Below are 25,986 nucleotides of genomic sequence, written 5' to 3'. Positions count from 1 at the left end.
CCGTGGTGCCCTGCCGGCCGGATCAGTAGGTGCGGTCGAGCAGGGCCTCGGCGGCGGTCTGCGTGTCGAAGACCGCCTTCTCCGACTGGATGCGCTTCTGCACGCGCCCGCCGTGGAACAGGTCGACGACCACCGACATGAGCGGCTCGCCGATCTCCGGGCTGCATTCGACGACATAGGTGAGTTTTCCGGCGACGAGTCCTTCGAGGGCCGCTTTCGTGCCGTCGACGGTGACGATTTTCGGCGCTGATCCCGGTTTCTTTCCGGCCGCTTCGAGAGCGATGACAGCACCCAGTCCCATGTCGTCGTTCTGGGCGAAAACGGCGTCGATCCGCTTGTTCCGCTTGATCAGCTTCTTCATCGCGGCCTCACCGCCGTCCTTCGTCCAGTCGCCGGTCTCCTCGTCGACGACCTTCAGCTTGCCGCTCTTGGCGGCGGTGGCGGCGAACCCCTGGGCGCGCTGCTTGGTCGGGGTGGCGCCGGTCGCGCCGAGGATCTCCACCACGTTGACCTGGCCGGATGTCCCGGCGTACTCATTCTCCAGGTAGATGGCGGCCAGGTTGCCCTCGGAGGCGAACTCGGCACCGATCGAGCTGACCCAGAGCGACGTGTCCTTCTCGTCGATCAGGCGGTCGGTCAGCACCACCGGGATCCCCGCGTCCCGGGCCCGGCGCAGCACCTGTCCCCAGCCGGTCTCCACCACCGGGGCGAAGGCGATCACGTTGACCCGGGCGTCGATGAACGAGTGGACGTCGGCGATCTGCCGGGCCGGGTCACCCTCGGCGTCCTTGAAGTTCAGATCGATGCGGTTGCGCTCGGCCGCCTTCTTGATCGAGGCGGTGTTCGCCTTGCGCCAGCCGCCCTCGGCGCCGACCTGGGAGAAACCGAGAACGATCGGGCCCTTCGGCGCGTTCTTCAGGTCGACGCCGCCCGGCTCGTCCTTGCCGCAGCCCGCCAGCAGCGAGCCGACGCCCGCCGCGGTCAAGGTCACGAAAGAACGTCTGTGCATGGCGGGGCCCCCGTCGGTATGAATCCAAATGATCATTTCCCGGAACGGATGTTGACGATAACAACGAGGTCATCGTCGTTCTACCCCGCTTATTGAATTGTCGGCCTTCACTGTTTGCCGAATGCTAAGTACTGATTTTTCGGGTGATCCCGGCATCGGTGACATTCACCGATGCCGGGATTCTCAGGCCCGCATCACCGTGGCGATCGGGATCCCGGCCGCGCGGATGGCCGGGATGAACCCGCCCAGCACACCCGCGATCAGACCGGCGATCACCCCGGCCACCCCGGCGTCCCAGGGGAACTGCATGCCCTGCAGGAACGGCTGCGAACTGCCGGCCACCGACACCAGCACCTTCATCCCCAGCACGCTCACACCGATCGCCAGTGCCGCGGTCAGCAGGCCGGTGATCAGGGTCTCGGCCAGCACGATCCCGGCCAGCAGGGCCCGCGGCGTACCGACAGCCCGGCGCAGCGCGAACTCCTCGACCCGCTCGCCGACCGTGGCCAGGCCGACGTTGAGGATGCCGGCCACACCGATCAGCAGCACCAGGCCGGCCATCGCCAGGAACACCAGCCGCATCAGCGACAGCTGCTCCTCCTGGTCCTCACGGGAGTTGACGGTACGGACCATCGGGTCCACGCCGATCGCCCTCAACTTGGCCGACAGCACCTGCTCGACCGGGGTGCCCGCGGTCATCAGGACCCGCACCTCGCTCATGTTCGGGTCGATGAGCTTGGCGGTCGGCACCCAGTGGCTCAGCTCGTCGAGCCGGACGTAGGCGCGCGGCTGCTGATCGCCGTCGTCCACCACACCGATCAGGGACGGCGTCATGTTCGCCGAGGCACCCGGTACCCGCATCTCGGCGGGCACCTTGTACTGCTCGAAACCGTAGGCCGCCGCCTTGTTCAGCACCAGCCGCGGTGCCAGGGACGGCATCGTGGAGAAGTCGAGCCAGGTGCCGGACTGCGGACGGTACGGACGGTACTGCCGGACGTCGCCGGTGAGCGCGGTCAGCCGTACCTCGATGGCCTGGCCCTTGGGTTGGATCTCGGAGGGCGACAACTCCCGGCAGCCTGTCTCGTCGCAGGTCATCGGGGTTCCGAAGTCGCCCCACGAGCCGTCCAGCGGCACGCCGCCCTCGTTGACCGGCCGCACCCCCGGCTCGCCGATGATCGCCTGCATGCCGGTCATCGCCACCGCGTCGGAGCGGCCCGCAACGGTGGATGTGACGACCTGGCCCAGCTGCGGCGACGTGCCGCCGATGTCCATCACGACGGTGCCGTCCAAGCCCTCGAACAGCTCCATGTCGGCGAGCAGGGCCCGCTCGGCGATGCTGGCGCCGGCCTGCACCACGACGACGGCGAGCACGCCGAGGAAGAGGCTCACCATGGACAGCAGGGTCCGCGTCTTCCGCGACCGGATCCCCTGCAGGCCGATGATCAGGGCCGACCGGGCCCGCCCGGACAGCCGCATCATCGGGCGACCATCCCTTGCTCGGTCAGGACACCCGCATCCAGGTGCAGGATGCGGCCCATCCGGGCGGCGTGGTCGCGGTCGTGGGTGACCAGGATCAGGGCGCAGCCGCGGGCGGTGACCGACTGCAGGGCGTCGATCACGAGGGTGCCGGTCTCGGTGTCCAGGGCGCCGGTCGGCTCGTCGGCCAGCAGGATCCTCGGCTCACGGACCAGGGCGCGGGCGATCGCCACCCGCTGCTGCTCGCCGCCGGACATCCGGGCCGGCCGGTTCTTCGCCAGGTGCGCGATGCCGACCTCCTCCAGCGCCTGCATGACCTTGGCCCGGCGCTGCCGGCGGGGCAGCCAGCCCTGGCCGTTGACCAGGGCCATCGCCACGTTCTGCGCCGCGGTCAGGTGCTTGAGCAGGAAGAACCGCTGGAAGACGAAACCGAAGTGCGAGCTGCGCAGCTTCGCCGCCTTGCGCTCCGGCAGGCGGCTGATGTCGTCACCGGACAGCAGATAACTGCCCTGGTCCGGGCGGTCGAAGAGGCCGAGCACGCTGAGCAGGGTGCTCTTGCCGGACCCGGACCGGCCGACGATGGCCAGACTCTCGCCGGCGTGCACGTCGAGGCTGACCCCGTCGAGGATGGTACGGGGCTGCTCCTGCCCCTTGAGGACCTTGGTGATCCCGTCGAGCTGGATCAGCGCGGTCACCCGGTCACCTCGGGCTGCTCCGGGGCGGGCAGGTTCGGCCCCGGGATCGCGATCGTCTCGGAGCCGGTCAGGCCCTTCTTGATCTCGACGACCTTGCCGTCCGAGATGCCCAGCACGACGTCGACGGTCGTCCGCTGCTTGTCCTCGCCGACGATGTCGACCTTGCCCTTGCCCTGGAGCCCGGCGACCGCCTCGACGGGCAGCACCATGACGTCCTCGGCCCGGCCGGTGATCACATCGAGGGTGACGTCGGAGCCGTTGATCAGGCGCACCTTCTCCGGCGCCGCGCAGACCAGCCGCAGACCGGTCGCCTCGGAGCCCTCCGGCGCGGCCGGACGCTCGGTCTCGACGATCACCGGAGGAGCGGACGGGTTGGCCGCCGGCGCCTTGGTCGGGACCGGCTCGGGCTCCGGGAAGGTGCCCGCCGGCAGCGCCGCGATGGTGCCGACCGGCTTGCAGTCGAACGGGCCGGGGCCGTTCTTGATCTGCGCCTTGATCTGCTTGACGGCGCCGGAGATCCGGTACGCCTGGGCGCTGTCGATGTCGGCGGTGATGCCGTAGCCGACGTGCCGGGCGGACACCACCGGCATGCCCTTCGACACCGGGGAACGGTCGTCCATCAGCCGGCCGGCCATGGTCGAACCCTCCGGCACGAAGATCTTGCGCGGGACGCCCCCGTCCCACACCGACGCCACCCAGGTGTCCCGGCTGACCGCCACCGTGGTCGGCTGGCGCTCGGTGAACCGCAGCTCGCCCTCGGCGGGAGCCACGATGCCGTAGACCGGGTTGATGCTCACCTTGCCGGACAGGCTGATCTGATTGGTCAGGTCCTGCCGGGTCGGCTGCACGGTGGTGAGCACGGTCCCTCTGGCCTCGAGCTCCGGCGTCGGTGCCGTGTCGGCCTCGGACGTACAGCCACTCAGGACCAGCGCGACGGCCGAGGCGGCCATCACCCCCACACGTCTCTTCACTCGCTACCCCGTTCAGCTTCGGTACCGGACATACCGGCATCGAAGATGGTGTCTGTGAGCCGGCGCGGCAGAACGGTACCGTATGGTCGCAACCACGGGTAGCGGTGGATCAGTCCTCGGGGTGGCCGCGGGGTCAGTCCTCGGGGTAGCCGTGCGCGACGAGGACCGACATCAGCCTTTCGTCCCAGCCGATCTCGTCGGCGTCACGCCAGCGGTGGCCACCGGGGCACTCCCAGTTCGGCGGCTCGACGGGCATGGTGCATCCGCCCAGGGCCAGCTCGCCGTGGCGGGCGGCGGCCTGTGCCTCCGCGGCCGGCAGCCCGAAGATGAGCGGCACGCCGGCCGCTCCACACTCGGGACAGGAACAGATCATCTCTCGCACCGTACCCCTCAGCGACGGCTCCACACCCGGCGTCACTCAGAGCAGACGGGTGACGAGCAACGCACCACCCTCGAACACGCCACCGTCGATGGCCAGGACACGGCCTCCGCCGTACCGGAAGGGCCGGCTCGCCTCCGCCCGGCTGAGGCCGAAGCAGCTGATCAACGTGCTGTGACCGTGCACTATCTGCGAGCCGCCGAAGGCGGCGAGAAGGAAGTCGGCCGCCTCCGGCGAATGCAGCTCACCGCGACCGCTGACCAGGAAGCAGAAGGTCAGCCACTCGGCCGGATCGTTGCCGGCCAGATGCCCGGCGACCGCCTTGTTGACCGCCTCGACGGTGTCACCGAACTCCAGGTAGCGGGTGCTGTCGCAGTGCATCAGCAGGTACCCGTCCACCAGGGCCATCGCCGGCAGGGCCCGCAACCAGGCCAGATGGTCGAGCGTCAGGCGGCGCATGTCGTCCTCGCGGCCGCCGAGCGTCATCCACGCACCCCAGTAACCGTCGGCCCGCGCCGCCCAGCCGGGCACCGGCGCCGACCCGAACCGGTGCGCGGCCAGCAGATGCGCCTCGTGATTGCCGAGCAGGGCGCCCACCTCGCCACCGGCCGCGGCCGCCTGCGCGGTGAGCCGGCGGATGTCGTCGACCACGCCGATGCCGTCCGGCCCGCGGTCGAAGTAGTCGCCGAGAACCCACAGCCGGGCGTCGGCGCCGGCCCAGTCCCCGGCCGGATCCATCAGCCCGGCGTCGCGCAGGGCGGCCCGGAACTCGGCACGATGACCGTGCATGTCGCTGGCGGCGAAAAGGGGGCGCACGGCCCGGGACTATAACCGGTCGATGTGTCGATGATGTTGAGAGTCAGGGGATCAGGACCGGGCCGGTGAGCAGCTCTTCGATGTCGGAGGCCGGAATCGGGCGGGCGAAGTAGTAGCCCTGCGCGTATCGGTAGCCGAGCGCGTGCAGACGGTCCGCCTGATCGCGGGTCTCCACACCCTCGGCGACCGCCCGCAGCCCGAGGGTGCTGGCGATCGTGCTCAGTGACGACGCGATGGCCTCCTGCTCGGCCGTGCCGTTCAGGTCGTCGATGAACGACTTGTCCACCTTGAGCGTGGTCACCGGACATGTCCGCAGCAGAGTGAGCGAGCTGTGCCCGGTCCCGAAGTCGTCCAGGGCCAGGCCGACGCCGAGTTCACGCAGTTCCCGTACCGTTTCGAGGGCCGCGCCGCCGGCGAAGACCGCGGTCTCGGTGATCTCGATGGTGATCCGGTCCGGGGTGAGCCCGTGCCGGTGCAGGGCGTCGGCGACCAGACCCGGCAGGTCCGGGTCGAGCAGCTGCCGCGCCGACACGTTGATGTTGACCCGCGGCCCGCCGGAACCGTGCCGTTGCTGCCACGCCGCGGCGTCCGCGCACGCCTGGTCCAGGATCCACGCGCCCAGGTCGATGATCAGGCCGCTGTGCTCGGCGACCGGGATGAACTCGGCCGGCGAGATCACCGGCTGGTCGGCCGGGTGCCAGCGGATCAGCGCCTCGACACCGGTCACCGTGCCACCCGGCAGTTCCACGATGGGCTGGTAGAGCAGGCGGAACTCGCCCCGCTCCAGGCCCCGGCGCAGTGCGGCGGCCAGTTCGGCGTGATGCTGCGCGGTGGCGTCCAGGGCGCTGTTGTGCTCGCGGAACCGGTCCGCGCCGGTGTACTTGGCCGCCTGCAGCGCCAGCTCGGCGCGGCGCAGCAGATCAGGCACCTCGTCGCCGGTCCCGGTGGCCACGCCGGCGGTCACCGTCACCAGCAGGTCGCGGGAGTCGACCCGCAACGGGGTACGGAACGCGTCCACCAGCGTCTCGGCGAGGCTGGTGTCGCCGCCCGGCATCAGCACGCCGAACTCGTCACCGAGCAGTCGCGCCACCACCGCACCGGGGCTGACCGCGACGACCCGCTCGGCCGCGGCACGCAGCAGCGCGTCACCGGTCTCGTCGCCGAGCCGGTCGTTGAGGGCCGCGAACCCGTCCAGGTCACACACCGCGACGGTGGTCGGCGTCGTCCGCCGCGACAGGGTGGCGGTGAACAGGCGACGGTTCGGCAGGCCGGTCAGGTCGTCGTGATGGGCCTGGTCCTCCAGCCGGTCCAGCAGCACCGCGTTGTCCAGCAGCGCGATCAGCTGACGGGTCACCACCAGCACGGTCAGCACGACCGAGCCGCCGGCCAGGCCCGGTGTCAGGTAGCCCAGGCGGAGCGTCACGACGATCAGCATCGTGGCGACAGCGGCGACGGCGATGTAGGGCACCAGGCTGATGTTGCGCCACGGGCCACTGCGCCGGCCGGTCGCCGCCGACCGTGCGGTGGCCGGCCGGTCGGTGGTGTTCACCCGGTCCTGCACCCACGCGGCGAGCGCCACGATGAGGCTGGAGACGGGCAGCGAGGCAACCGACGTGTCCAGGTGCGGCCACGGGGCCATGACCGGGGCCAGCAGCCAGGAGAGAGGGGAGAGCAGCCCGATCGGCGCGAGCGTCCACAGGGCGGGCGCCAGCACCGGTCCGGCGCCGGCCACCCCGGCCTTGATCACGGCGGCCACCGCGGCGGTCCCGGTGATCATCACGATCAGCAGGAAGGTCGCCGTGGCGGTGCCGCCGGTGGCCGGGTTCGCGGTGTTCCACAGGAAGTGGCTGAAGACGATCGCCGCCGCGGTCGTGACGATCGCCATGTCCAGGCCGGTGGCCAGGGAGGACCGCCAGGTACGCCGCGGGTGCGGCAACCGGACGATGGCCACCATGGCGAACCCGGCCGCCACCGCGAAACAGACCCCGGCCACCGGGTTCAGCGCCTCCGAGTGGTCGATGAACAGCCGGTTGCCGAGCTGCACGACACCACCGACGGTGAGCCACACCCAGGTCGAGCTCATCCGCCGCCAGAAGTCGCGGGCCACACCCTGCCCGGATTCCGTCGCCACCCGGCAGGCCATCGTGGCGGTGGCGGTCGCGCCGATGGCGGCCGGCCACAGCAGCCACGGCGGCACCGGCCACAGCACCCCGAAGGCACCGAGCGCGACCGCGACCAGCAGCCAGATCGCCGCGAGGGCGAGCACGGCGGTGGCCGGGCGAAGGGATGGTCTCGTCACGAGCCGTTCGATCGGCAGACGGAGACCCCGGGTTGAGTCAATCCGCGGTCAACAAACTTTTCTGCACCTTGCCCATCGCGTTCCGGGGCAGGCTGCCGACCAGATGCACGGCCCGCGGGCGCTTGTGCACGGCCAGCCGGCCGGCCACGAAGTCGATCAGGTCGGCCGGCGCGACCGGGTCGGCGACCACGAACGCGGTGATCTGCTCACCCAGGTCCGGATGGGGTACGCCGATCACCGCCGCCTCCCGCACGGCCGGGTGCAGCAGCAACGTGTCCTCCACCTCGCCGGCGCCGACCCGGTAGCCGCCCGTCTTGATCAGGTCGGTGGAGGCCCGGCCGACGATCCGGTGCCACCCGTCGGGGCCGATCGTGGCGACGTCACCGGTGGGGAACCAGCCGCCGGACAGGTCGGGTGGGCGTACCCCCTCGGGGATGAGATAGCCGTCGAGCAGGGTCGGGCCGGTCACCTGGAGGTGGCCGATGGTCTCACCGTCGGCCGGCAGGGGCGTGCCCGACTCGTCGACCAGCCGGGTCGTGACGCCGGGCAGGGGCAGGCCGACGTGACCGGGGCGGCGCTCGCCGTCCGCGCGGGCGCTCACCGTGATCAGGGTCTCGGTCATCCCGTAGCGCTCCACCGGGGCCTGGCCGGTCAGCGCGGCCAGGCCGTCGAAGACCGGGACGGGGAGCGGGGCGCTTCCGGACACCAGCAGGCGGGCCGGGGCCAGGGCTCTGGCGGCGGCCGGATCGGCGGCGATCCGTGACCAGACGGTGGGTACGCCGAAGTACATGGTGCCGGGGTGGGCGGCGTACGCCTGCGGGGTGGGACGGCCGGTGTGGATCAGCCGGCAACCCAGGCGCAGCGGGCCGAGGACCCCGAGGACCAGGCCGTGCACGTGGTAGAGCGGGAGGCCGTGGACGAGGGTGTCGTCGGCGGTCCACTGCCAGACCTCGGCCAGGGCGTCGAGGTCGGCGGCGATGGCCCCGGGGGAGATGACCACGCCTTTGGGGGCGCCGGTGGTGCCGCTCGTGTAGAGGACGAGAGCGGCGCGCAGATCACGCCCGGAACCTGATACATCCGAGATGTCTCCGCGGGACAGAAGCAACGTGGCACCCGAATCCCGCAGGATGTGCGCCCGTTCCAGATCGCCGGCGTCCGGCGGGATCGGCACGATCGGAACCCCGGCCAGCAGCGCCCCCGTCACCGCGACGATCGTCGGCAGGTCGGGTGTGGCGTCGACGGCCACGATCGGCGCGCCCTTGATCCGTTCCGCGACCCGGGAGGCCCGCTCCAGCAGCTGATGACGCGACAGGGAACCGGACGGCGTGACCACCGCATCCGGCAGATCAGGGGATTCGATCAGGCGCATGACCGGATCCTACGAAAGGACGACCGTCCGCCCCCTTGCCGCGCTGGCATCCCCGCCGCCGCCGTTGTCGCCGTCCGAACCGCCTGCCTAACGTCAGATCTCCTGGTGAGAGGGGGCGTCATGGCCGGATGGCGGGACCTGCGCCGGCTGACCCGGGGCTATCGCCGCCCGATCGTCGGCGCCGCCGCCCTCAGCCTGCTCGGCACCCTGCTCGCACTGACCCAGCCGCTGCTGGCGCGGGCGGCTGTCGACGGTGCCGCCGCCGGGCACCTGTCGTGGCCGGTTCTCGGCGCGCTGACCGCGCTGTTCGCCGCGCAGGCGTCGGCACTGGCGCTGGCCCGTTACGTGCAGGCGCACACCGGCGAGAGGATGACCCGTGACCTGCGGCGCACCCTGACCGAGCACCTGCTGCGGGTGCGGATCGCCGCGTTCGACGACGGCCGGATCGGCGACCTGATCGCCCGGGCCTGCGGTGACACGACAGTGGTGAAGACGCTCATCGCGCAGAGCCTGGGCACCGGGCTGGCCGGGGTGGTCGGGCTGGCCGCCGCCGTCGGGCTGCTCGCCTGGCTGGACCCGTCGCTGCTGGCCGCGGTGGTGGTGCTGTTCGGCAGCTCGTTCGGGGCGCTGCTGGCCGTCGTGCGGCAGGTGCGGATCGCCTCGCGTACCGCCCAGACCGCCGAAGGCGCCCTGCTCGCCGACCTGGAACGGGCCCTCGGTGGCATCCGGCTGGTCCGTGCCTGCCGGGCCGAACCCCTCGAAGCGCGCCGGCTGGACACCTCGGCAGGCCGCGCCCACGCCGCGAACCTGCGGATGGCCGGCATGGTCGCGCTCAGCGGCCCGGCCAACGACCTCGCGGTCAGCGGTGCCTTCCTGGCGGTCCTGCTGTTCGGCGCGAACCGGGTGTCCACCGGCGCGATGACCCTCGGTGACCTGGTCGCGTTCACGCTGGCGATGACCTATCTGGCCGCGCCAGTCTTCGAGATCTTCCAGGCGGTCAGCGCCGTGCAGCAGGGTTCCGGGGCACTGCACCGGATCAACGAGGTGCTGGCGCTCCCGGTCGAACGGGACCGGCCGGTCGCTGTCGCCCGGGTCCGGGGCAGCGCGCGGCGTACCCGGCCGGTCCTGGAATTCCGCGACGTGTGGTTCGGATACCGGCCCGGAGCCCCGGTGTTACGCGGCGTCGGCTTCACGGTGCCGGCCCGCGGGCAGGTCGCCCTGGTCGGCCCGTCCGGCGCCGGGAAGTCGACGATCTTCGCGCTGGCCGAACGCTTCTACGAACCGGATCGCGGATCGGTGCTCCTGCACGGACGCGACGCGCGGTTCACGCCGTACGACCGGCATCGCGCCGCCGTCGGCCTCGTCGAACAGGACAGTCCTCTGCTCGCCGGAACACTCCGTGACAATCTGCTCTACGGTGCCGGCCCGGTCACCGACCGTGACCTGAACCGCGTCCTGGCCATGACCGGCCTGACCCGGGTCGCCGCCGGCCTCCCGGCCGGTCTCGACACCCCTGTCGGCGACCACGGCCGCCGCCTCTCCGGAGGTCAGCGTCAGCGCGTCGCGATCGCCCGCTGCCTGCTGGCCCGCCCCGACCTGATCCTGCTCGACGAGCCCACCGCCCACCTCGACCCGGACAGCGAACGCGCCCTGGCCGCCACGCTCCACGACGTCGCCCAGGTCTGCGCTCTGATGATCATCGCCCACCGGTTCACGACGGTCCGCTCCGCGTCCCGGGTCCTGGTGATCGACGACGGCGTCATCGCGGCGTCCGGCACTCCGGGCGAGTTGCTGCTCACCAGCCCCTACTACCAGAGCCTGGCAGAGGTACGGCTGACGCCGCCCCACCCGATCCACCCCGTCCCGTAGCTCCCGCGCGAGGTGGCTGCCCGCTCCCGCGCACCCGGCGCCGCACGCGCATGGCCGCTGGTCGCCGAAGGTCGTCAGCCCGGGAACGTGGCCAGCTCCTTGACGGCGGCGGCCAGGCGGAGGTCGAGGCCGGAGTGGATGAGCTCGCGGCAGTCGTGGTCGCCGTCGGTGGCCAGGCGGCGGATGTCGTGGATGGCGGCGCTGATCCGGTCGCGGACCTCGCGGACCATGTCGCCGGCGGTTCCGCGCCAGCCGTAGGCGTCGAGGAGCATCCGCAGGCGGCGGGGGCGGCCGGTCAGATCGGTCCAGCCTTCGGCGACGGCGTCGTTGCGAGCGGTCAGCGGCACCCAGGCGAAGGCGGTGAACGCCAGGTCGGCGTCGCGGCTGACCGGGCCGGCGAAGTCCCAGCCGACGAAACCGGTGAGGCGGCGGCCGGCGCGGGTCGCGTTGTACGGTGCGGCGTCGTTGTGCCCGATGATCAGGCCGGGCTCCCAGGCTCCGCCCTTGCGCCAGACGGCGTCGTCGGGGGGCACGAAGTCGGTGACCGCTTCGTGGTACTCACGGAGCCATTGGGCGACCTGCCACAGGGTGTCGTCCTCCCGGGTCCATTCCGGCCAGGGCAGGGCGGCACCGGTCGGAGAGCCGTCGACCGGCGGGGCGCCGTCGAATCCCGAGTCCTCGAGATGGCGCAGCAGAGCCCGTACCGCGGGGGCCCAGGGTTCCTCGACCGGGACGCCGGGTAACTCCGCGTCGATATTCATGATCAACCTCCGGGATGGACGGTAGTCCGGAGATCATCGATCATGCATCGGCCTGTTGTCCGACCGGAAGATGCCGGATGAAGGAATTCATGCAGGTCCGTGTCCCGTGGCTCACAGGGAGGCCACGAGACACGGATCACGCGACGGGCGTCAGGCGAAGATCTCCCCGGCCTCGGCCTTGGCGATCAGCAGCGGCGGCGGGGTGAACCGGGCACCGTAGCGCTCGGCCAGTTCCCGGGCACGGGCCACGAAACCGGGCAGCCCGCCCTCGTACTGGTTGACGTACTGCAGCACGCCACCGGTCCAGCCGGGGTAGCCGATGCCGAAGATCGAGCCGATGTTGGCCTCGGCGACCGACAGCAGCACGCCCTCGTCCAGGCACTTCACCGTCTCGATGGCCTCGATGAAGAGCAGCCGCTCCTTGAGGTCCTCGAACGGGATCGCCACGTCCGGCCGGGCGAAGGCGGACAGGCCGGGCCACAGACCGGTGCGCTTGCCGTCGGTGTACTCGTAGAAGCCGGCACCGCCGGAGCGACCGGGACGCCCGAACTCGTCGATCATCCGGTCGATGACCTCGTCGGCCGGGTGGACCTCGAACTCCTGGCCGGCCGCCGCGGCCGCCGCACGGTACTCGTTACGGATCTTGCGCGGCAGGGTGAGGGTCAGCTCGTCCATCAGTTGCAGCACCGGGGCCGGGTAGCCGGCCTGGCTGCTGGCCTGCTCGATGCTGGCCGGCGCGACACCCTCGGCGAGGAGCGCGATGCCCTCGTTGGTGAAGGTGCCGATGACCCGGCTGGTGAAGAAGCCGCGGCTGTCGTTCACCACGATCGGCGTCTTGCGCAGCCTCCGGACCACGTCGAGCGCACGGCGTACCGTCAGATCGCTCGTCTTCTCGCCCTTGATCACCTCGACCAGGGGCATCTTGTCGACCGGCGAGAAGAAGTGCAGGCCGATGAAGTCGGCCTCGCGGCTGACCCCCTCGGCGAGCAGGGTGATCGGCAGTGTCGAGGTGTTGGAGCAGAGCAGCGCGTCGGGTGCGACGACGCCCTCGATCTCGGCGAACACCTTGTGCTTGAGCGCCGGGTCCTCGAAGACCGCCTCGATCACCAGGTCGGCACCGGCCAGGTCGGCGATCTGGTCGGTCGCGGTGATCAGGTCGAGGAGAGCCTTACCCTTCTCCTCGGTGATCCGGCCGCGGGCGACGTCCTTGGCGACCAGCTTCTCCGAGTAGCCCTTGCCGCGCAGCGCGCCGTCGAGCGAGACGTCGCGGAGCACCACCGGCAGCCCGGAGCGGGCCGAGACGTACGCGATCGCGGCCCCCATCATTCCGGCGCCGAGCACGGCCACCTTGGTGATCGGCGGGACCTCGCCGATGTCACGCTGGCTCACCTCGTTGAGGTCGAAGAAGAACGCCTTGATCATGTTCTTCGCGACCGGGCCGGTGACCAGCTCGACGAAGTAGCGCGTCTCGATGACGAACGCGGTGTCGACGTCGACCTGGGCGCCCTCGACGGCGGCGGCCAGGATGTTGCGCGGTGCCGGGTAGTTCGCCCCCTTGAGCTGCTTGCGCAGGTTGGCCGGGAAGGCCGGGAGCATCGCGGCCAGCGCCGGCGTGGACGGTGTACCCCCGGGGATCCGGTAGCCCTTGGTGTCCCACGGCTGGGCCGCCGCCGGGTTGGCCGCGATCCACTCCCGGGCCGCGGTGATCAGCTGCTCCGGCGTGTCCACGATCTCGTGGATCAGACCGAGCTGCAGGGCCTTGGCCACCCGGTGCCGGGTGCCCTTGAGTAGCACCTCCATCAGGGCGGTGGCCAGACCGAGCAGTCGCACCGTACGGACCACGCCGCCCCCGGCCGGCAGCAGGCCGAGCGTGACCTCGGGCAGGCCGATCTCGGTCTTCGGGTTGTTCAGCGCGATCCGCCGGTGGGTGGCCAGCGCCAGCTCCAGGCCGCCGCCGAGCGCCGAGCCGTTGATCGCGGCGACGACCGGCTTGCCGAGTGTCTCCAGCCGGCGCAGCTGCCCCTTGACCCGGGTGGACAGGTCGAACACGTCCTGCCCGCGGTCGGCCGGGACCGAGCCGAGCTGGTCCAGGTCGCCGCCGGCGAACCAGGAGTTCTTCGCCGACGTGATGATCACGCCGGTGATCTGGTCGCGCTCGGCCTCCAGCCGGGAGACGGTCGCCTCCATGCTGGCCACATACGCGTCGTTCATGGTGTTCGCGCCGCGGCTCGGGTCGTCGAGGGTGAGCACGACGATGCCGTCGTCACCGCGGTCGTAGCGGATGGTCTCGGTCATGGAAAGTGGTCCCCTCAGAGCCGTTCGACGATGGTGGCGATGCCCATGCCGCCGCCGATGCAGAGCGTGGCCAGGCCGTACCGGCCGCCGCGCCGCTCGAGCTCGTCGACGAGGGTGCCGAGGATCATGGCGCCGGTGGCGCCCAGCGGGTGGCCCATCGCGATCGCGCCGCCGTTGACGTTGACCTTCTCCGGGTCGAGTTTGAGGTCGTCGATGAAGTGCAGCACGACCGCCGCGAACGCCTCGTTGATCTCGACCAGGTCGAGGTCGTCGACGGTCAGGCCGGCCTTGTCGAGCGCCTTGCGGGCGGCCGGGGCCGGGCCGGTCAGCATGATCGTCGGGTCGGCGCCGCTCAGGGCGGCCGACACGATCCGCGCGCGCGGGGTGAGGCCGGCGCGCTGCCCGGCCCGCTCCGAGCCGATCAGCACGAGGGCCGCGCCGTCCACGATGCCGGACGAGTTGCCCGCGCTGTGCACGTGGTCGATCTTCTCGACCCAGTGGTATTTCTGCAGCGCCACCGCGTCGAAGCCGCCCTGGTCACCGATCACCGCGAAGGAGGCCGGCAGCTTGCCCAGGCTCTCCACCGTGCTGTCCGCGCGGATGTGCTCGTCACGGTCGAGGATGAGCAGGCCGTTGCGGTCGCGGACCGGCACCACCGAGCGGTCGAACCAGCCGTTCTGCCAGGCGCGTGCCGCTTTCTGCTGGGAGCCGACGGCGAACGCGTCGACATCCTCCCGGCTGAACCCGTCCATCGTGGCGATCAGGTCGGCGCTGATGCCCTGCGGGATGAAGTCGGTGTCGAGCGCGGTCTCCGGGTCCATCGCCCAGGCACCGCCGTCGGAGCCCATCGGCACCCGTGACATCGACTCGACGCCGCCGGCGAGGACCAGGTCCTCCCAGCCGGAGCGCACCTTCTGTGCGGCGATGTTGACCGCCTCCAGGCCCGAGCCGCAGAAGCGGTTGAGCTGGACACCGGACGTCTCGTAGGGCAGCCCGGCCGCGAGCGCCGCGGTCTTGGCGATGTCGGAGCCCTGGTCGCCGAGCGGGGACACCACGCCGAGCACGACATCCTCGATGTCGGCCGGGTCCACCGACGGGAAGCGGCGGCGGAGCTCGTCGATCAGCCCCACCACCAGCGAGATGGGTTTGACCCCGTGCAGGGCTCCGTTCTTCTTACCCCGGCCGCGCGGTGTGCGCACGGCGTCGTACAGATAGGCCTCGGTCGTCATCGACAGCTCCCCTGCATGCGAATTGCGACTAACTTTTGCCGATGTTTCCGCTAGGTGTCAAGGATACGGAGCCAAAGGTCGGGCGAACCACAGATCACCGTTAGGCTGTGCTCCATGAGCGTCGCCGCGGCCGGCGAACCGGCACCAGCAGAGGTCCGCAAACGCCCCAAGAACCGTAGGTCGCAGCTGGCCCTGGCCGCGGCCGAGATGTTCTGCGATCGCGGTTATCACGGTGTGAGCCTCGACGAGATCGCCACCGCGGTCGGCATCAGCGGCCCGGCCATCTACCGGCACTTCCCCAACAAGTACGCGATGCTCGTGCACGCCACCCGCCAGCTCGTCGAGACCGTGCTGGCCGCCACCGACCTGCCCGCCGACGGTGACCCGGAGCAGCGGCTCGACCACCTGCTCGCGGTGCTGGCCCGGCTCGCCGTCGACCATCGCCGGGTGGCCGGCCTCTACCAGTGGGAGTGGCGCTATCTGGAGCCGGAGCACCGCGAGGAGTTCCTGGCCGAGCTGAGCACCCTGGCCGCGCGACTGGCCGGCCCGCTGCGCGAGGTGCGGCCGGAGCTCTCCGGGCGGGACACGTTCGCGCTGGTCCGGGCCGCGCTCAGCGTCTACGGCAGCCTGGGTACGCATCGGGCCGCGATCGCGCGCGGCCGGGCCGAGGCGGTGCTGCGCCGGGTGGCGTGGGCGGTGCTGCGCGACGAGCCGGCCACGCCCGTGTCTCCGATGCCCGAGTACCCGGCGCCCGAGCCGACGGTCGGCGTGACCGCGCGGCGGGAGATCCTGCTGGCCGAGTCGATCAAACTGTTCCACCGGCACGGGTACCACGCGGTGGGGGTGGAGGACATCGGCCGGGCCGCGGGGATCAACGCGTCAAGCGTCTATCGTTATTTTCCCGGCAAGGCGGACATCCTGGCCGCCGCCTTCTACCGTGCCTCCGAGCGGGTCACCGAGTCCACCGCGGCGGCCCTGGCCGGTGCCGCCGGTGACGAGGAGGCGCTGGACCGGATGGCCGAGTCCTACGTGGAGCTGACCTTCGAGCGCAGCGCCCTGGTCTCGGTCTACCTCGCGGAGAACAACAATCTGCCCCAGGCTGACCGGCATGAGCTGCGCAAGATGCAGCGGCTGCACGTCGAGGAGTGGGTGCGCCTGCTCGGCCGGCTGCGTCCCGGGCTGGCCGCCGCGGAGGCCCGGGTGCTGGTGCACGCCGGGCTCAACCTGGTCACCGACCTGAGCCGGCTGGTCCGTTTCGACCGGCGTTCAGGCATGGACCGGCATCTGACGCGTCTGACCCTGACGGTGCTGAAAGCCTGATGAAAGCCTGAGAAAGTTAAGCTGGATTCGCATGGCGTCTTCCCAGGAAGTTAGTGCGCGTTTACAGTCGCGCCATAGCCGTCCGTCTTCGGCTTTCCCAGGAGGCAGCTCATGGATTCCGCCCTCAAGCAGCGGTGCGCCGACATAGCCCGCGACCTGACGATTCCCGCTCTGCTGCACCGCAACGCCACCGAGTACCCCGATCTGCCCGCGCTCAGCCTGCTCGGCTCGTCCGACACCCTGAGCTGGCGGCAGGTCCACGACGAGGTCGCCGTGCTGTCCCGCGGACTGGCCGATCTCGGTCTCGGGCCGGGCGACCGCCTGCTGATCATGATGTCCAGCCGTCCCGAGCACTGGCTGATCGACCTGGCCGCGGCGTCGCTCGGGGCGATCCCGTCCACCGTCTACGCCACCCTCTCCACCGACCAGTTGCGCTATCTGGCCCGCCACTCCCGGGCCGGGATCGTGGTGCTGGAGGACGACGCCGCACTGCAGCGCTGGCAGCCGATCCTCGACGACGTCCCGGAGATCCGCCGGGTGGTCGTGGTCGACCGGGCCGCCGACGACCCCGACGGCCGGGTCGTCTCGCTGCGGCACGTCAGCATCCGCGGCGCCGCCGCACACCAGGCCGACCCGGAGGCCTTCGAGAAGACCTGGCGGGAGGTACGCCCGGAGCAGCCCGTGACACTGCTGTACACCTCCGGCACCACCGGCGACCCGAAGGGTGTCGTGCTCACCCACCACAACGTGCTCTACCAGTGCGTCGTCATGGAGAACACGATCGACACCCCGGACCACGCCGCCTCCCTGGCGTACCTTCCGCTCGCGCACATCGCCGAACGGGTCCTCGGTGTCTACAACCCGATCTACCGGGCCGGGCACGTCACCATCTGTCCCGACCCGACACAGCTGCTCGCCGGTCTGGTCCGGGTCCGTCCGGTGTCGTTCTTCGGCGTGCCCCGGATCTGGGAGAAGATGGTGGCCGGCGTGCAGGGTCAGCTCGCCGCGGCCGAGCCGCCGGTGCAGGCCGCCGTCGAGGCCGCCCGGGCCGTCGCCACCGAGGTGTACCGGCTGCGCGAGGCCGGGCAGCCGATCCCGGACGAGCTGGCCGCCCGGCACGCCGCCCTGGACGCGCAGGTGCTCAAGCCGCTACGCGCCAAGCTCGGCATGGACAACATGCTGTGGGCCGGCAGCGGTGCCGCGCCGATCCCGGTGGCGGTGCTGCTCTACCTGGCGAGCATCGGGATCGACGTGCTCGAGGTGTGGGGCATGACCGAGACCACCGGCACGGCGACGATCAACACGCCCGGCAGCTTCCGGACCGGGTCGGTCGGGCAGCCCAACGGCGGTATGGAGATCCGGCTGGCCGCCGATGGCGAGATCCTGGTGCGCGGGCCGCTGGTCAGTGCCGGATACCTGCGCGCCGACGGAGGGATCGAGCCGATCACCGACGCCGACGGGTGGCTGGCCACCGGCGACGTCGGGGTGCTCGACGACGCGGGCTTCCTGACCATCACCGACCGCAAGAAGGAACTGATCATCAACTCGAGCGGGAAGAACATCTCGCCCGCTCAGATCGAGAACCTGCTGCGGGCGCACCCGCTGATCGCCCAGGCGGTGGCGGTGGGCGACCGGAGGCCGTACGTCACCGCCCTGATCGTCCTCGACGAGGAGATCGCGCCGCTGTGGGCCCGCTCCAAGGGCCTGCCCGCGACGACGGTCGCCGAACTCGCCGACGACCCGGTGCTGCGGACCGAGATCGACGCCGCGGTGTCCGCCGCGAACACCAGACTGTCCCGCCCCGAGCAGGTCAAGACGTACCGGATCCTGGCCCGTGGCTGGAGTCCCGAGTCCGGCGAGCTGACCCCGACGCTGAAACTGCGGCGCCGGATCATCCAGGACCGCTACGCCGACGAGATCGGCGCGCTCTACGAGGGATGACAAGGGCACCGGCCGGAACCGTGAGGTTCCGGCCGGCCCGGATGGCACTCAGTAGCAGAACTCGTCGAAGCCGGCGGCGTAACCGCGCCTGAAGCCCTTGTCGTAGCCGCGATCCCACTCCGACTCTCCGTGGACGCGCAGCTTCAGCATCGCCGCGGCCATGTTTTCGCACTCGTTCTTGGCCTCTCGCCAGCCGTCCCGGAAGCCCTGCCGGTAACCCTTGCGGTAGGCCTCACTCGGCCACGGATCACTCGGCTGTAACGTCTGAGTGGCCGGCGCCGGGGCCGCGGCGACCGGAGCCGACACTCCGATGATCCCGGCACTCGCCAGGAAGAGTGTTCCGGCAGCCATCGCGCAGCTCTTGCGAATGTTCATTGGTCTTCCTCCCCCGATTCCCGGGGCGCCGGCGTGGCGCCCCGGCTAGGCAGAAACCTACGCGCCACCCGGTGGCCGGGCAGGAGAACCGTCGGCAGTGGCCCATTCGGCCCAGCGGTTCGCACCGTTCAGCCGACCAGGTGCTGTGGGCTGAGTCATGTTTCCGCAGCTCACCGGCCGTTCGGCTGACATCGTTCCGGCGCGATTGCGGCAAGATCCCTGCGGTCACGCCCCCGTCGGAAGCGAGTGCCGCCTTGAAACGCCGTCAGCTGCTGACCCTGCTGGCCGTCACCGGCACGGCGGCCTGCGGCACGTCCCCGGCCGCCACCACGGCAACGGCCACCCCGTCCGGCGCACCGGTGTCCGTGCCGGCTCCGGCCACGACCGAACGGCTCGGGCCGGCACTCACGGCGACCTCACCACCACCGTCCCCGTCCACGTCCGTGTCACCGCCGGTGACCGGGAAGCCCGGCGTCATGCTCGGCTCCTACCTCGCCCTGGGCGGGCGGACGCTGCGGCAGAGCCTCGCCCTGCGCCGCCGGCAACTGAGCCGTGAGCAGCGCATCGTCCATCGTTTCTACCCGTGGGACGGTTACCTCCCGGCGTCCGAGCCGGACGTCGCCGCCGCCAGCCGCCTGATGGTCTCCTGGCACGGCGCCCCGTGGGCCGGAATCCTCGACGGAGGCTCGGACGCGATGATCCGTTCGGTGGCGCGCAAGCTCAAGGCCATGGACCGCCCGATCCTGCTGCGCTGGGGCTGGGAGATGAACGGCGACTGGTTCGCGTGGTCGGGCGCGGCCAACGGGCAGGACCCGGCCGGTTACGTCACGGCCTGGCGCCGGCTGCACCGGATCTTCGCCGACCAGGGCGCCACCAACGTGTCCTGGATCTGGAGCCCGAACTGGAACTCGTCCCCGGACGTGCCGTGGAACCGGATGCAGAGCTACTACCCGGGTGACGCCTACGTCGACTGGGTGGGCGTATCCGGCTACAACTTCTACGGCGAGTCACCGTCCACACTGTTCGGTCCGGTAACCCGGCGTTACGGCGGCCGCAAGCCGATCATCCTGAGCGAGACGTCAGCGGTGCGCGACCGGGCCCGCTACATCGAACGGCTGCACACCTGGGTCGCGGACACCCCGGCGGTCGGCGCGGTCGTCTGGTTCGACACCGACATCCAGGAGGGCACCGACCACGATTTCCGCATCGACGCCGACCCGTCCGCGCTGGCCGCCTACCGCTCCATGGCCCAGGACCCTTACTTCAACGCCTGACCCCGCCGTACGCCTACACATCCGGAAGCCACACGATGTCGTCCCGCCCCGGCCGATCCCCGGCGGAGAGGAAGTCGTCCAGCGCCTTGCCGAGCCGATGCAGGCCGGATCGTGTCCGGGGGAATCGCCGGCTCGTGACCAGCACCAGACCGGCGTGGCTGAATCCCTGGTGCGCCAGTCGCAGGAAGTGAGGAGAACGGCCGTCAACGCTTCCTCCCGCGCAGGAGGGCCTGCTGGGCCTTCCACAGCTCTTCCTCCCGGTCAGCCACCTCCCGGTTGAGCGAGATCCGTTCGTCGATCTCGCCGGGGTAGGCCGCGTAGTACCGCAGAGCGACATGGACCTGGGCGGCCGACAGGCCGGTGACCGCAGTGAGTTCCCCGACCAGCTCGTCGTCGCCGATCCGCGGATCCTCGTCGCGAATGTCGTTCAGCGCGGAGATGACCTCCCCGACGTCCGGCCCGCCTGTCGGACTATGAGGGCCCCGCGGAAAATGGTGGGCGCGGGAGTGGGGTGGGCGGGCAGACTCGCGGCATGGTTTTCGACGATGTCGCCGGACTCTCCACTGCCTGGGCGGCGGGGGCGAAGGTCAAGTTCCTGTATTTCTGGAAGCACGAGGCCGAGCGGGACGGCAGCGCCGGGTCCGGGTGCCTCAGCCAGTGGTGGCCGGGGCGGTTCGAGGCGGACGGGCACACGTTCGCGTCGGCCGAGCACTACATGATGTGGCGCAAGGCGGTGCTGTTCGGTGACGACGTGATGGCCGGGCGGATCCTCGGCGCGTCGCATCCGCACCAGGCGAAACGGCTCGGTGGGCTGGTTTCCGGGTTCGATCAGGCGGTGTGGAACGAACACCGCACACCGATCGTGGTCGCCGGCAACCTCGCGAAGTTCGGGCAGGACGACAAGCTGCGGCACTACCTGCTGACCACCGGACGGCGGGTGCTGGTGGAGGCGAGCCCGATCGACCGGATCTGGGGCATCGGACTGGCCGCCGATGATCCGCGCGCGGGTGACCCGTACCGCTGGAGGGGTCTGAATCTCCTGGGTTTCGCCCTGATGCGTGTCCGCGCGGAGCTGGCGGGGGCCTGAGCGCGGCCCCCGCCAGCCCAGCAGGTCAGTAGACCTCCAGGCCGATCGAGAAGCCGTCGGGGTCGAAGGCGTTCGAGTCGTACGCCCACGGGCTGAAGCCGCCGCCGTCGTACAGCCACGGCGTGTACTGGCGGTAGCCGTTCTGGTCGCGGCCGCCGAGGTCGACGGTCTTGATGGAGACCCGCAGGTCGTAGAGGTCGATCGCGGCCGGCATGGTCCGCGTCTCCAGGCAGACCCGCACCCGGTCGGGGTCGAAATAGTTGGTGTCGAAGGCGTCCGGGCTCATGCTGCCGCCCTGGCTGGCCCACGCCGTCCACTGTACGGGGCCGGTCTCGGAGCCGTTGCGGTCCTGCACCTGGATGCCGAGCCGCAGGTCACGGTCGCCGAGTCGGCCGCGCGGTGCCGGCATGAGCAGCACCCGGGCGCCGTCGGGGTCGAAGGAGTTGGGGTCGCCGGCCCAGTCGGAGCAGCCGCCGCCGAACGTGGCGAACGGGGTCATCTGCATCTGACCGATCTCGTAGCCGTTGTCGATGAGCTGGATGCCGATCTGGAAGTTCGGCAGGTCGGAGGCGGCAGACGCCGGAGCCGTCCCGGCGAAGACCAGCGCGCCGGTCGCCGCGAGCGCCGCCAGCATACGGAGAAGTCGCATTACGTTCGTCCCTCCTGGACATCGGTTGTCGTGCTGGGAGGGACCGTAGGGACGGGCTCTGGTCAGCGACTGGACTCCGGCGGGACGGTGCTGGACAGCCCGCGCACGGCGCGTTCCCGCTGGTGGTGGTCGCCGATCTCGACGGCCAGGGCGAGCGCCGACTCGTGGTGGGCGCGCGCCTGCGACGGCAGCCCGGCGGCGGCCAGCGCCTCGCCGAGACTGTTGCCGGCGTCGGCCTCACCGGCCCGCTCGCCGAGACGGCTGAACGTCACCAGCGCCTGCCGCAGCAGGTCGACGGCGGTGTCGTGGTCGCCGGCGCCGAGACGGGCCAGGCCCAGGGCGTTGAGCGCGTAGCCCTCGCCGCCGGGCTCGTTGTTGCCGCGGCACAGGGTCAGCGCTGTCCCGGACAGGGCGGCGGCACGGTCGTGCGCACCGTCGCGCAGGGCGATGTGGGCCAGGCTGATCAGGGCGTACGCCTCCCCGACGGCATCGCCGATCCGCCGGTTGATGACGACCGCCGCGCTCAGCCGGTCGGCCGCCTCACCCGGCCGGTCCTGGCGCAGCAGCACCTGGCCCAGGTTCCCGAGAGCACGGGCCTCACCGGTGGCGTCACCCGCGGTCCGGCACAGGACGATCGCCTCGGCGAGCAGGCCGGCCGCCTCGGCGTACCGGCCCTGCCGTTCGTGCAGGTGACCCAGGTTGCCGAGGGCCCGGGCCCGGGCCGCCGGATCGGTGGTGGTCGCGGCCGCCCGGCGCAGCCGCAGCTCGGCCTCCGGGTAGCGGCCCTGCTGGGCGAGGATCACCGCGAAGTTCGTCTCCAGGTGCGCCTCCTGCCGCGGGTCGCCGAGCCGGGCGGCGGCCCGCAGCGCGTGCGTGTGCAGGGTGGCCGCCTCGTCGTGGTGCCCGCCCGCCTCCACGTAGCGCAGCAGCACCAGGGTCAGGGCGGTGGTGTGTTCCGGCCGGCCGTGCCGTTCGGCGTGCACGGCGGTGGCGACCAGGTTGGCGCGTTCGGTGTCGAGCCAGGCCAGGCTGCGGGCGGCGGTGTCGAGCAGGGGCCCGGGACCCGCCGGGGCGGGGGAGTCGACGAGGCGGCGGCGTTCGGCCGGGTACATCGTCTCGGCGGCGGTCTGCGCGGCGAGCCGGTAGTAGCGCAGCAGCCGGTCCAGGGCCTGCTCCGACTCGTCGTCGGCGGCGGCGAGACGTGCGGCGTAGGCCTGGAGCAGATCGTGCAGCACGTAACGGTCGGTGTCGGTGCGCCGGATCAGGTGGGCGCGGGTGAGTACGTCCACGGCGGGCCGCGCGTCGCCGCAGAGCGCGGTCAGGGCGTGGCCGTCGATGTCGGGGCCGGGGTGCACGCCGAGCAGCCGGAAGACCCGGGCGGCGTGCGGGGGCAGGTGGCCGTACGACCAGGAGAGCACCACTGCGACGTCGGTCTGCGGGTCGTCGCCGGTCGCCAGCACGTCGAGGCTCCGGTGCCGGTCGGACAGTTCGCCGACCAGGTCGGACAGCGGGGTGCCGCGCATCAGGGCCAGTTCGGCGGCGATCCGCAGCGCCAGCGGCAGGCGGGCGCACCGGACGGCCAGCGCGGCCACCGCCGTGGCCTCGTCGCCGGCGCGGGACCGCAGCAGCCGGCCGACCAGGGCGACGGCGTCGGCGAGCGGCAGCAGATCGAGTTCGAGGCGGTCGGCCCCCTGCCCGGCGACGAGCCCGGCGAGCGAGTCCCGGCTGGTCACGAGCGTGACGCAAGCGCCGGCGCCGGGGAGCAGCGGGCGGACCTGGTCGACGGTGGCGGCGTTGTCGAGCAGCAGGAGCATCCGCCGGCCGGCGAGCAGGCTGCGCAGGCGGGCCGAGCGTTCGGCGAGACCGGGCGGGATCTGATCGGCGGTGAGGCCCAGCGAACGCAGCAGGCCGGCCAGCGCGTCACCGGCGGTGACCGGCTGTTCGGGGTGATAGCCGCGGAGGTCGACGTAGAGCTGACCGTCCGGGAACCGGTCCCGCGCACGGTGCCCCCAGCGCACCGCGAGGCTGGTCTTGCCGACCCCGGCGGTCCCCGATACGACGACGATCCGCTGGCCGCTACCCGCCAGGCGATCCAGCTCCGCCGATTCGGCCTGACGGCCGGTGAAACCCGCGACCTCGCCCGGCAGTTCGGCCGGCGGCGGCGCCGTGCGAGACCCCGCGACATCTCCCGGTCGTCCGGCCGGCGGCGGCGCCGTTCGCGCCTCCGGCAGGGGAGGGGATACGGCCACGCCCGGCCCGTTCGGGGAGGACGACGGCAGGCCGCCCCGGTCCTCGGCGAGCAACTCCTCGTGTGCCGCCGTCAGCTCCGGCCCCGGATCGACTCCGAGTTCCTCGGCGAGGGTCGCCCGTACCGCATGGAAGGTCTCGAAGGCCTCGGCCCGCCGGCCCACCACCCGGAGGGCACGGATCAGCCGGGCCTGCCCGGCCTCGTCGAGCGGCCGTGCCGCGGCGGCCTCGGCGAGCAGTCGGACGGCCCGGCCGGTGTGCCCGTCGGCGAGCATCACCGTGGCGTAGCGGGTGAGCACGGCCCGCCGTTCCTCACCGAGCGCGATCACCGCCGGGTGGCGCCCGAGCAACGGAACGTCGGCGAACGGCTCCCCGTGCGGCCACAGCCGCAGTGCCGCGTCGAGACGCCGGTCGTCGTGTTCCTGCCCGGCCTGCCGTACCAGCCGGCGGAACTCGGCGAGGTCGACGCTGCCCGGCGGGGCGGCGAACCGGTACCCGTCCCCGGCGAGCGGGATCAGCTCGCTCGCGGTCCGGGCCGTCCGCCCGGGTTCGAGGACGCGCCGCAGGTGTTTGACCCGGGTCTGCAGGACGTTGACGGCGCTTTCCGGCGGCTCGTCGTCCCAGAGGCCGTGCACGAGCGCGGCCCGGCTGACCGGCTGTCCGCCGGCGAGGATCAGCAGCCCGAGGAGGGCCCGCTGCCCGGCCGGCCCGAGGTCGGCCGGTTCGCCGCCGACCCACGCCCGGGTGAGACCGAGGACCTGTATCCGCAGCACCAGTCTCCATCCAGTCGCCGTCCAGTGACGGCCGTCAGTGTCTGGTGTCGAGGATGGAGAGCACCGACGCAGGGGGGAACCAGAATGTCGCGAATCTTCCGGTCACTGTTGGGCGTGGTCGCGGTGCTGCCGGCACCGGCGGTCGCGGGTGCCGGGGCGGGTTGTTCGGTCGGCTACGCGTGGAAGCAGGTGGACGCCACGGTCCACCAGGCGACCCTGGTGATCGGCAACACCGGCTCGGTGACGATCAAGGGCTGGACGCTGCGGTTCACGCTGCCGGCCGGGCAGAAGATCACGCTGGTCAAGGGTGCTTCGCTGGCGAGCCCGTCGGAGGCGGTGGTCGCGCACGACATCGTCGTCAACGCCACCGTCGAGCCGGGCGGATCGGTGACGGTCACCTACCGGGCGACCGGCGCGGGCGGCACCGCGAGCGGCTTCACCGTCAACGAGGTGCCGTGCTCCTGAGGGTTCGCCGGCGGGCCCGCCCGCCGTGCCCTTGCCGACTGGTCGTCACCGATGCCGCGTCATGAGATCCGGGGGGCGGGTGGCCGTACATCCACGAGGGTTTGTCTTGGGGCGAAGCCTTCACGGCGGAGCCAGTGCTCGGTGTAGACGATGCGGTCGGGGGTGATGACGACGATCGTGCCGAGTGGGGGTTCGTCGAGCGGGCGGGAGCGTTCGACGTGGTCGGACTGCCAGCGCACGACCGGCCAGTAGGTGCCGAAGGCGGTGTCGTCCGGTTCGAGGACGCGGGCCGTGCCGAAGAACTGGGCGCCGCGGCTGCTGGCCTGGCCGACGAGCGGGGCGAAGACGCCGGCCGAGACGCGTGGGTCGGCGCGCAGGTTGCGGATCTTCGGGGAGGTGCCGAGGGCGGTGAAGACGAGTTCGAACCCGAGGTGGAAGTAGCGGACCGGGGTGGCGTGCGGGCCGCCGTCCGGGGCGGTGCTGGCGACGACGCACATGTTCTGCGAGGAGAGCAGGTTGAGGATGCGTTCCTCCAGGCGGTCACGGTCCAGGCGGCGGGTGGGGGACGGGCCGGCGAGCCACGGGTTCGTCGTCATCAGCACATGAAACACCGGGCGCCCGCGCGTGACGCGGAGGATGCCGTCCATGAAACACCGGGCGCCCGCGCCTGAAGCGGCGGACGCCCGG

General features: G+C 71.5%; 21 protein-coding genes. 6 read left to right on the top strand and 15 right to left on the bottom strand.

Translation table 11 applies throughout. The annotated features are described in order from the left end of the window. Positions 1-22: 22 nt before the first annotated feature. The 8 genes from ACFO0C_RS44705 to ACFO0C_RS44670 form a co-directional block, all read right to left on the bottom strand. The gene (locus ACFO0C_RS44705) at positions 23-991 is read right to left on the bottom strand and encodes an ABC transporter substrate-binding protein (protein ID WP_378072958.1); all 969 of its coding nucleotides are present in this window, start codon (positions 989-991) and stop codon (positions 23-25) included. 201 nt (positions 992-1,192) lie between these two features. Next, entirely contained in the window at positions 1,193-2,488 is a 1,296-nt protein-coding gene (locus ACFO0C_RS44700; protein ID WP_378072957.1) for an ABC transporter permease, read from the bottom strand. After that, positions 2,485-3,180: an ABC transporter ATP-binding protein gene (locus ACFO0C_RS44695; RefSeq protein ID WP_378072956.1), complete on the bottom strand. Its 696-nt coding sequence runs from the start codon at positions 3,178-3,180 to the stop codon at positions 2,485-2,487. Before ACFO0C_RS44695 ends, ACFO0C_RS44700 begins: the two co-directional genes overlap by 4 nt. Further along, a complete protein-coding gene (locus tag ACFO0C_RS44690; RefSeq protein WP_378072955.1) occupies positions 3,177-4,151 on the bottom strand; it encodes an efflux RND transporter periplasmic adaptor subunit in 975 nt (324 codons plus the stop codon). Before ACFO0C_RS44690 ends, ACFO0C_RS44695 begins: the two co-directional genes overlap by 4 nt. 133 nt (positions 4,152-4,284) lie before the next feature. Next, positions 4,285-4,488 carry a hypothetical protein gene (locus ACFO0C_RS44685; RefSeq protein ID WP_378072954.1) on the bottom strand — a complete coding sequence of 68 codons (204 nt, stop codon included), beginning with the start codon at positions 4,486-4,488 and terminating at the stop codon, positions 4,285-4,287. A gap of 81 nt (positions 4,489-4,569) precedes the next feature. Beyond that, positions 4,570-5,346: a metallophosphoesterase gene (locus tag ACFO0C_RS44680; protein WP_378072953.1), complete on the bottom strand. Its 777-nt coding sequence runs from the start codon at positions 5,344-5,346 to the stop codon at positions 4,570-4,572. Between the two features lie 43 nt (positions 5,347-5,389). After that, positions 5,390-7,645 (bottom strand): putative bifunctional diguanylate cyclase/phosphodiesterase, encoded by a 2,256-nt coding sequence (locus tag ACFO0C_RS44675; protein ID WP_378072952.1) that lies wholly within the window; start codon positions 7,643-7,645, stop codon positions 5,390-5,392. Between the two features lie 37 nt (positions 7,646-7,682). After that, entirely contained in the window at positions 7,683-9,014 is a 1,332-nt protein-coding gene (locus ACFO0C_RS44670; RefSeq protein ID WP_378072951.1) for an AMP-binding protein, read from the bottom strand. 120 nt (positions 9,015-9,134) lie between these two features. Between ACFO0C_RS44670 and ACFO0C_RS44665 the strand changes: the two genes are divergently transcribed. After that, positions 9,135-10,883, top strand: coding sequence for an ABC transporter ATP-binding protein (locus ACFO0C_RS44665; RefSeq protein ID WP_378072950.1), 1,749 nt, complete (start codon positions 9,135-9,137; stop codon positions 10,881-10,883). Between the two features lie 74 nt (positions 10,884-10,957). On the opposite strand, the gene ACFO0C_RS44660 is transcribed toward ACFO0C_RS44665, so the two are convergent. From ACFO0C_RS44660 to ACFO0C_RS44650, 3 genes are all read right to left on the bottom strand, one after another. Further along, positions 10,958-11,644 (bottom strand): aminoglycoside phosphotransferase family protein, encoded by a 687-nt coding sequence (locus tag ACFO0C_RS44660; RefSeq protein WP_378072949.1) that lies wholly within the window; start codon positions 11,642-11,644, stop codon positions 10,958-10,960. A gap of 150 nt (positions 11,645-11,794) precedes the next feature. Further along, positions 11,795-13,939, bottom strand: coding sequence for a 3-hydroxyacyl-CoA dehydrogenase NAD-binding domain-containing protein (locus ACFO0C_RS44655; RefSeq protein ID WP_378072948.1), 2,145 nt, complete (start codon positions 13,937-13,939; stop codon positions 11,795-11,797). 14 nt (positions 13,940-13,953) lie between these two features. Next, the gene (locus ACFO0C_RS44650) at positions 13,954-15,168 is read right to left on the bottom strand and encodes an acetyl-CoA C-acetyltransferase (protein WP_378072947.1); all 1,215 of its coding nucleotides are present in this window, start codon (positions 15,166-15,168) and stop codon (positions 13,954-13,956) included. Positions 15,169-15,282: 114 nt separating this feature from the next. Between ACFO0C_RS44650 and ACFO0C_RS44645 the strand changes: the two genes are divergently transcribed. Both ACFO0C_RS44645 and ACFO0C_RS44640 read left to right on the top strand, forming a co-directional pair. After that, a complete protein-coding gene (locus tag ACFO0C_RS44645) occupies positions 15,283-16,488 on the top strand; it encodes a TetR/AcrR family transcriptional regulator (RefSeq protein ID WP_378072946.1) in 1,206 nt (401 codons plus the stop codon). Positions 16,489-16,599: 111 nt separating this feature from the next. After that, positions 16,600-18,429: an AMP-dependent synthetase/ligase gene (locus ACFO0C_RS44640; protein ID WP_378072945.1), complete on the top strand. Its 1,830-nt coding sequence runs from the start codon at positions 16,600-16,602 to the stop codon at positions 18,427-18,429. A gap of 48 nt (positions 18,430-18,477) precedes the next feature. Here the strand turns inward: ACFO0C_RS44640 and ACFO0C_RS44635 are convergent, their stop codons facing one another. After that, a complete protein-coding gene (locus ACFO0C_RS44635) occupies positions 18,478-18,804 on the bottom strand; it encodes a hypothetical protein (RefSeq protein WP_378072944.1) in 327 nt (108 codons plus the stop codon). A 254-nt stretch (positions 18,805-19,058) separates the two neighbouring features. Here ACFO0C_RS44635 and ACFO0C_RS44630 point away from each other — a divergent pair, with 254 nt between their 5' ends. Together ACFO0C_RS44630 and ACFO0C_RS44625 are read left to right on the top strand one after the other, a co-directional pair. Further along, the gene (locus tag ACFO0C_RS44630) at positions 19,059-20,078 is read left to right on the top strand and encodes a glycoside hydrolase family 26 protein (RefSeq protein ID WP_378072943.1); all 1,020 of its coding nucleotides are present in this window, start codon (positions 19,059-19,061) and stop codon (positions 20,076-20,078) included. A gap of 532 nt (positions 20,079-20,610) precedes the next feature. Continuing rightward, on the top strand, positions 20,611-21,165 hold the full coding sequence (locus ACFO0C_RS44625) for an NADAR family protein (protein WP_378072942.1): 555 nt from the start codon (positions 20,611-20,613) through the stop codon (positions 21,163-21,165). A 25-nt stretch (positions 21,166-21,190) separates the two neighbouring features. Here ACFO0C_RS44625 and ACFO0C_RS44620 read toward each other — a convergent pair whose 3' ends face one another. Continuing rightward, positions 21,191-21,814, bottom strand: a complete 624-nt coding sequence (locus ACFO0C_RS44620) for a hypothetical protein (RefSeq protein WP_378072941.1) — start codon at positions 21,812-21,814, stop codon at positions 21,191-21,193. 62 nt (positions 21,815-21,876) lie between these two features. Then, positions 21,877-24,834: an AfsR/SARP family transcriptional regulator gene (locus tag ACFO0C_RS44615; RefSeq protein ID WP_378072940.1), complete on the bottom strand. Its 2,958-nt coding sequence runs from the start codon at positions 24,832-24,834 to the stop codon at positions 21,877-21,879. 84 nt (positions 24,835-24,918) lie between these two features. On the opposite strand from ACFO0C_RS44615, the gene ACFO0C_RS44610 reads away from it, so the two are divergent. After that, on the top strand, positions 24,919-25,299 hold the full coding sequence (locus ACFO0C_RS44610) for a cellulose binding domain-containing protein (protein WP_378072939.1): 381 nt from the start codon (positions 24,919-24,921) through the stop codon (positions 25,297-25,299). Positions 25,300-25,358: 59 nt separating this feature from the next. On the opposite strand, the gene ACFO0C_RS44605 is transcribed toward ACFO0C_RS44610, so the two are convergent. Then, a complete protein-coding gene (locus ACFO0C_RS44605; protein ID WP_378072998.1) occupies positions 25,359-25,898 on the bottom strand; it encodes a pyridoxamine 5'-phosphate oxidase family protein in 540 nt (179 codons plus the stop codon). Positions 25,899-25,986: the final 88 nt, after the last annotated feature.

Origin of the sequence: Actinoplanes subglobosus (genome assembly GCF_042650585.1) — a bacterium.
Lineage (GTDB): Bacteria > Actinomycetota > Actinomycetes > Mycobacteriales > Micromonosporaceae > Actinoplanes > Actinoplanes subglobosus.
Note: the sequence above shows the minus strand (reverse complement) of the source record. Positions and strands in the feature narration are given on the sequence as shown.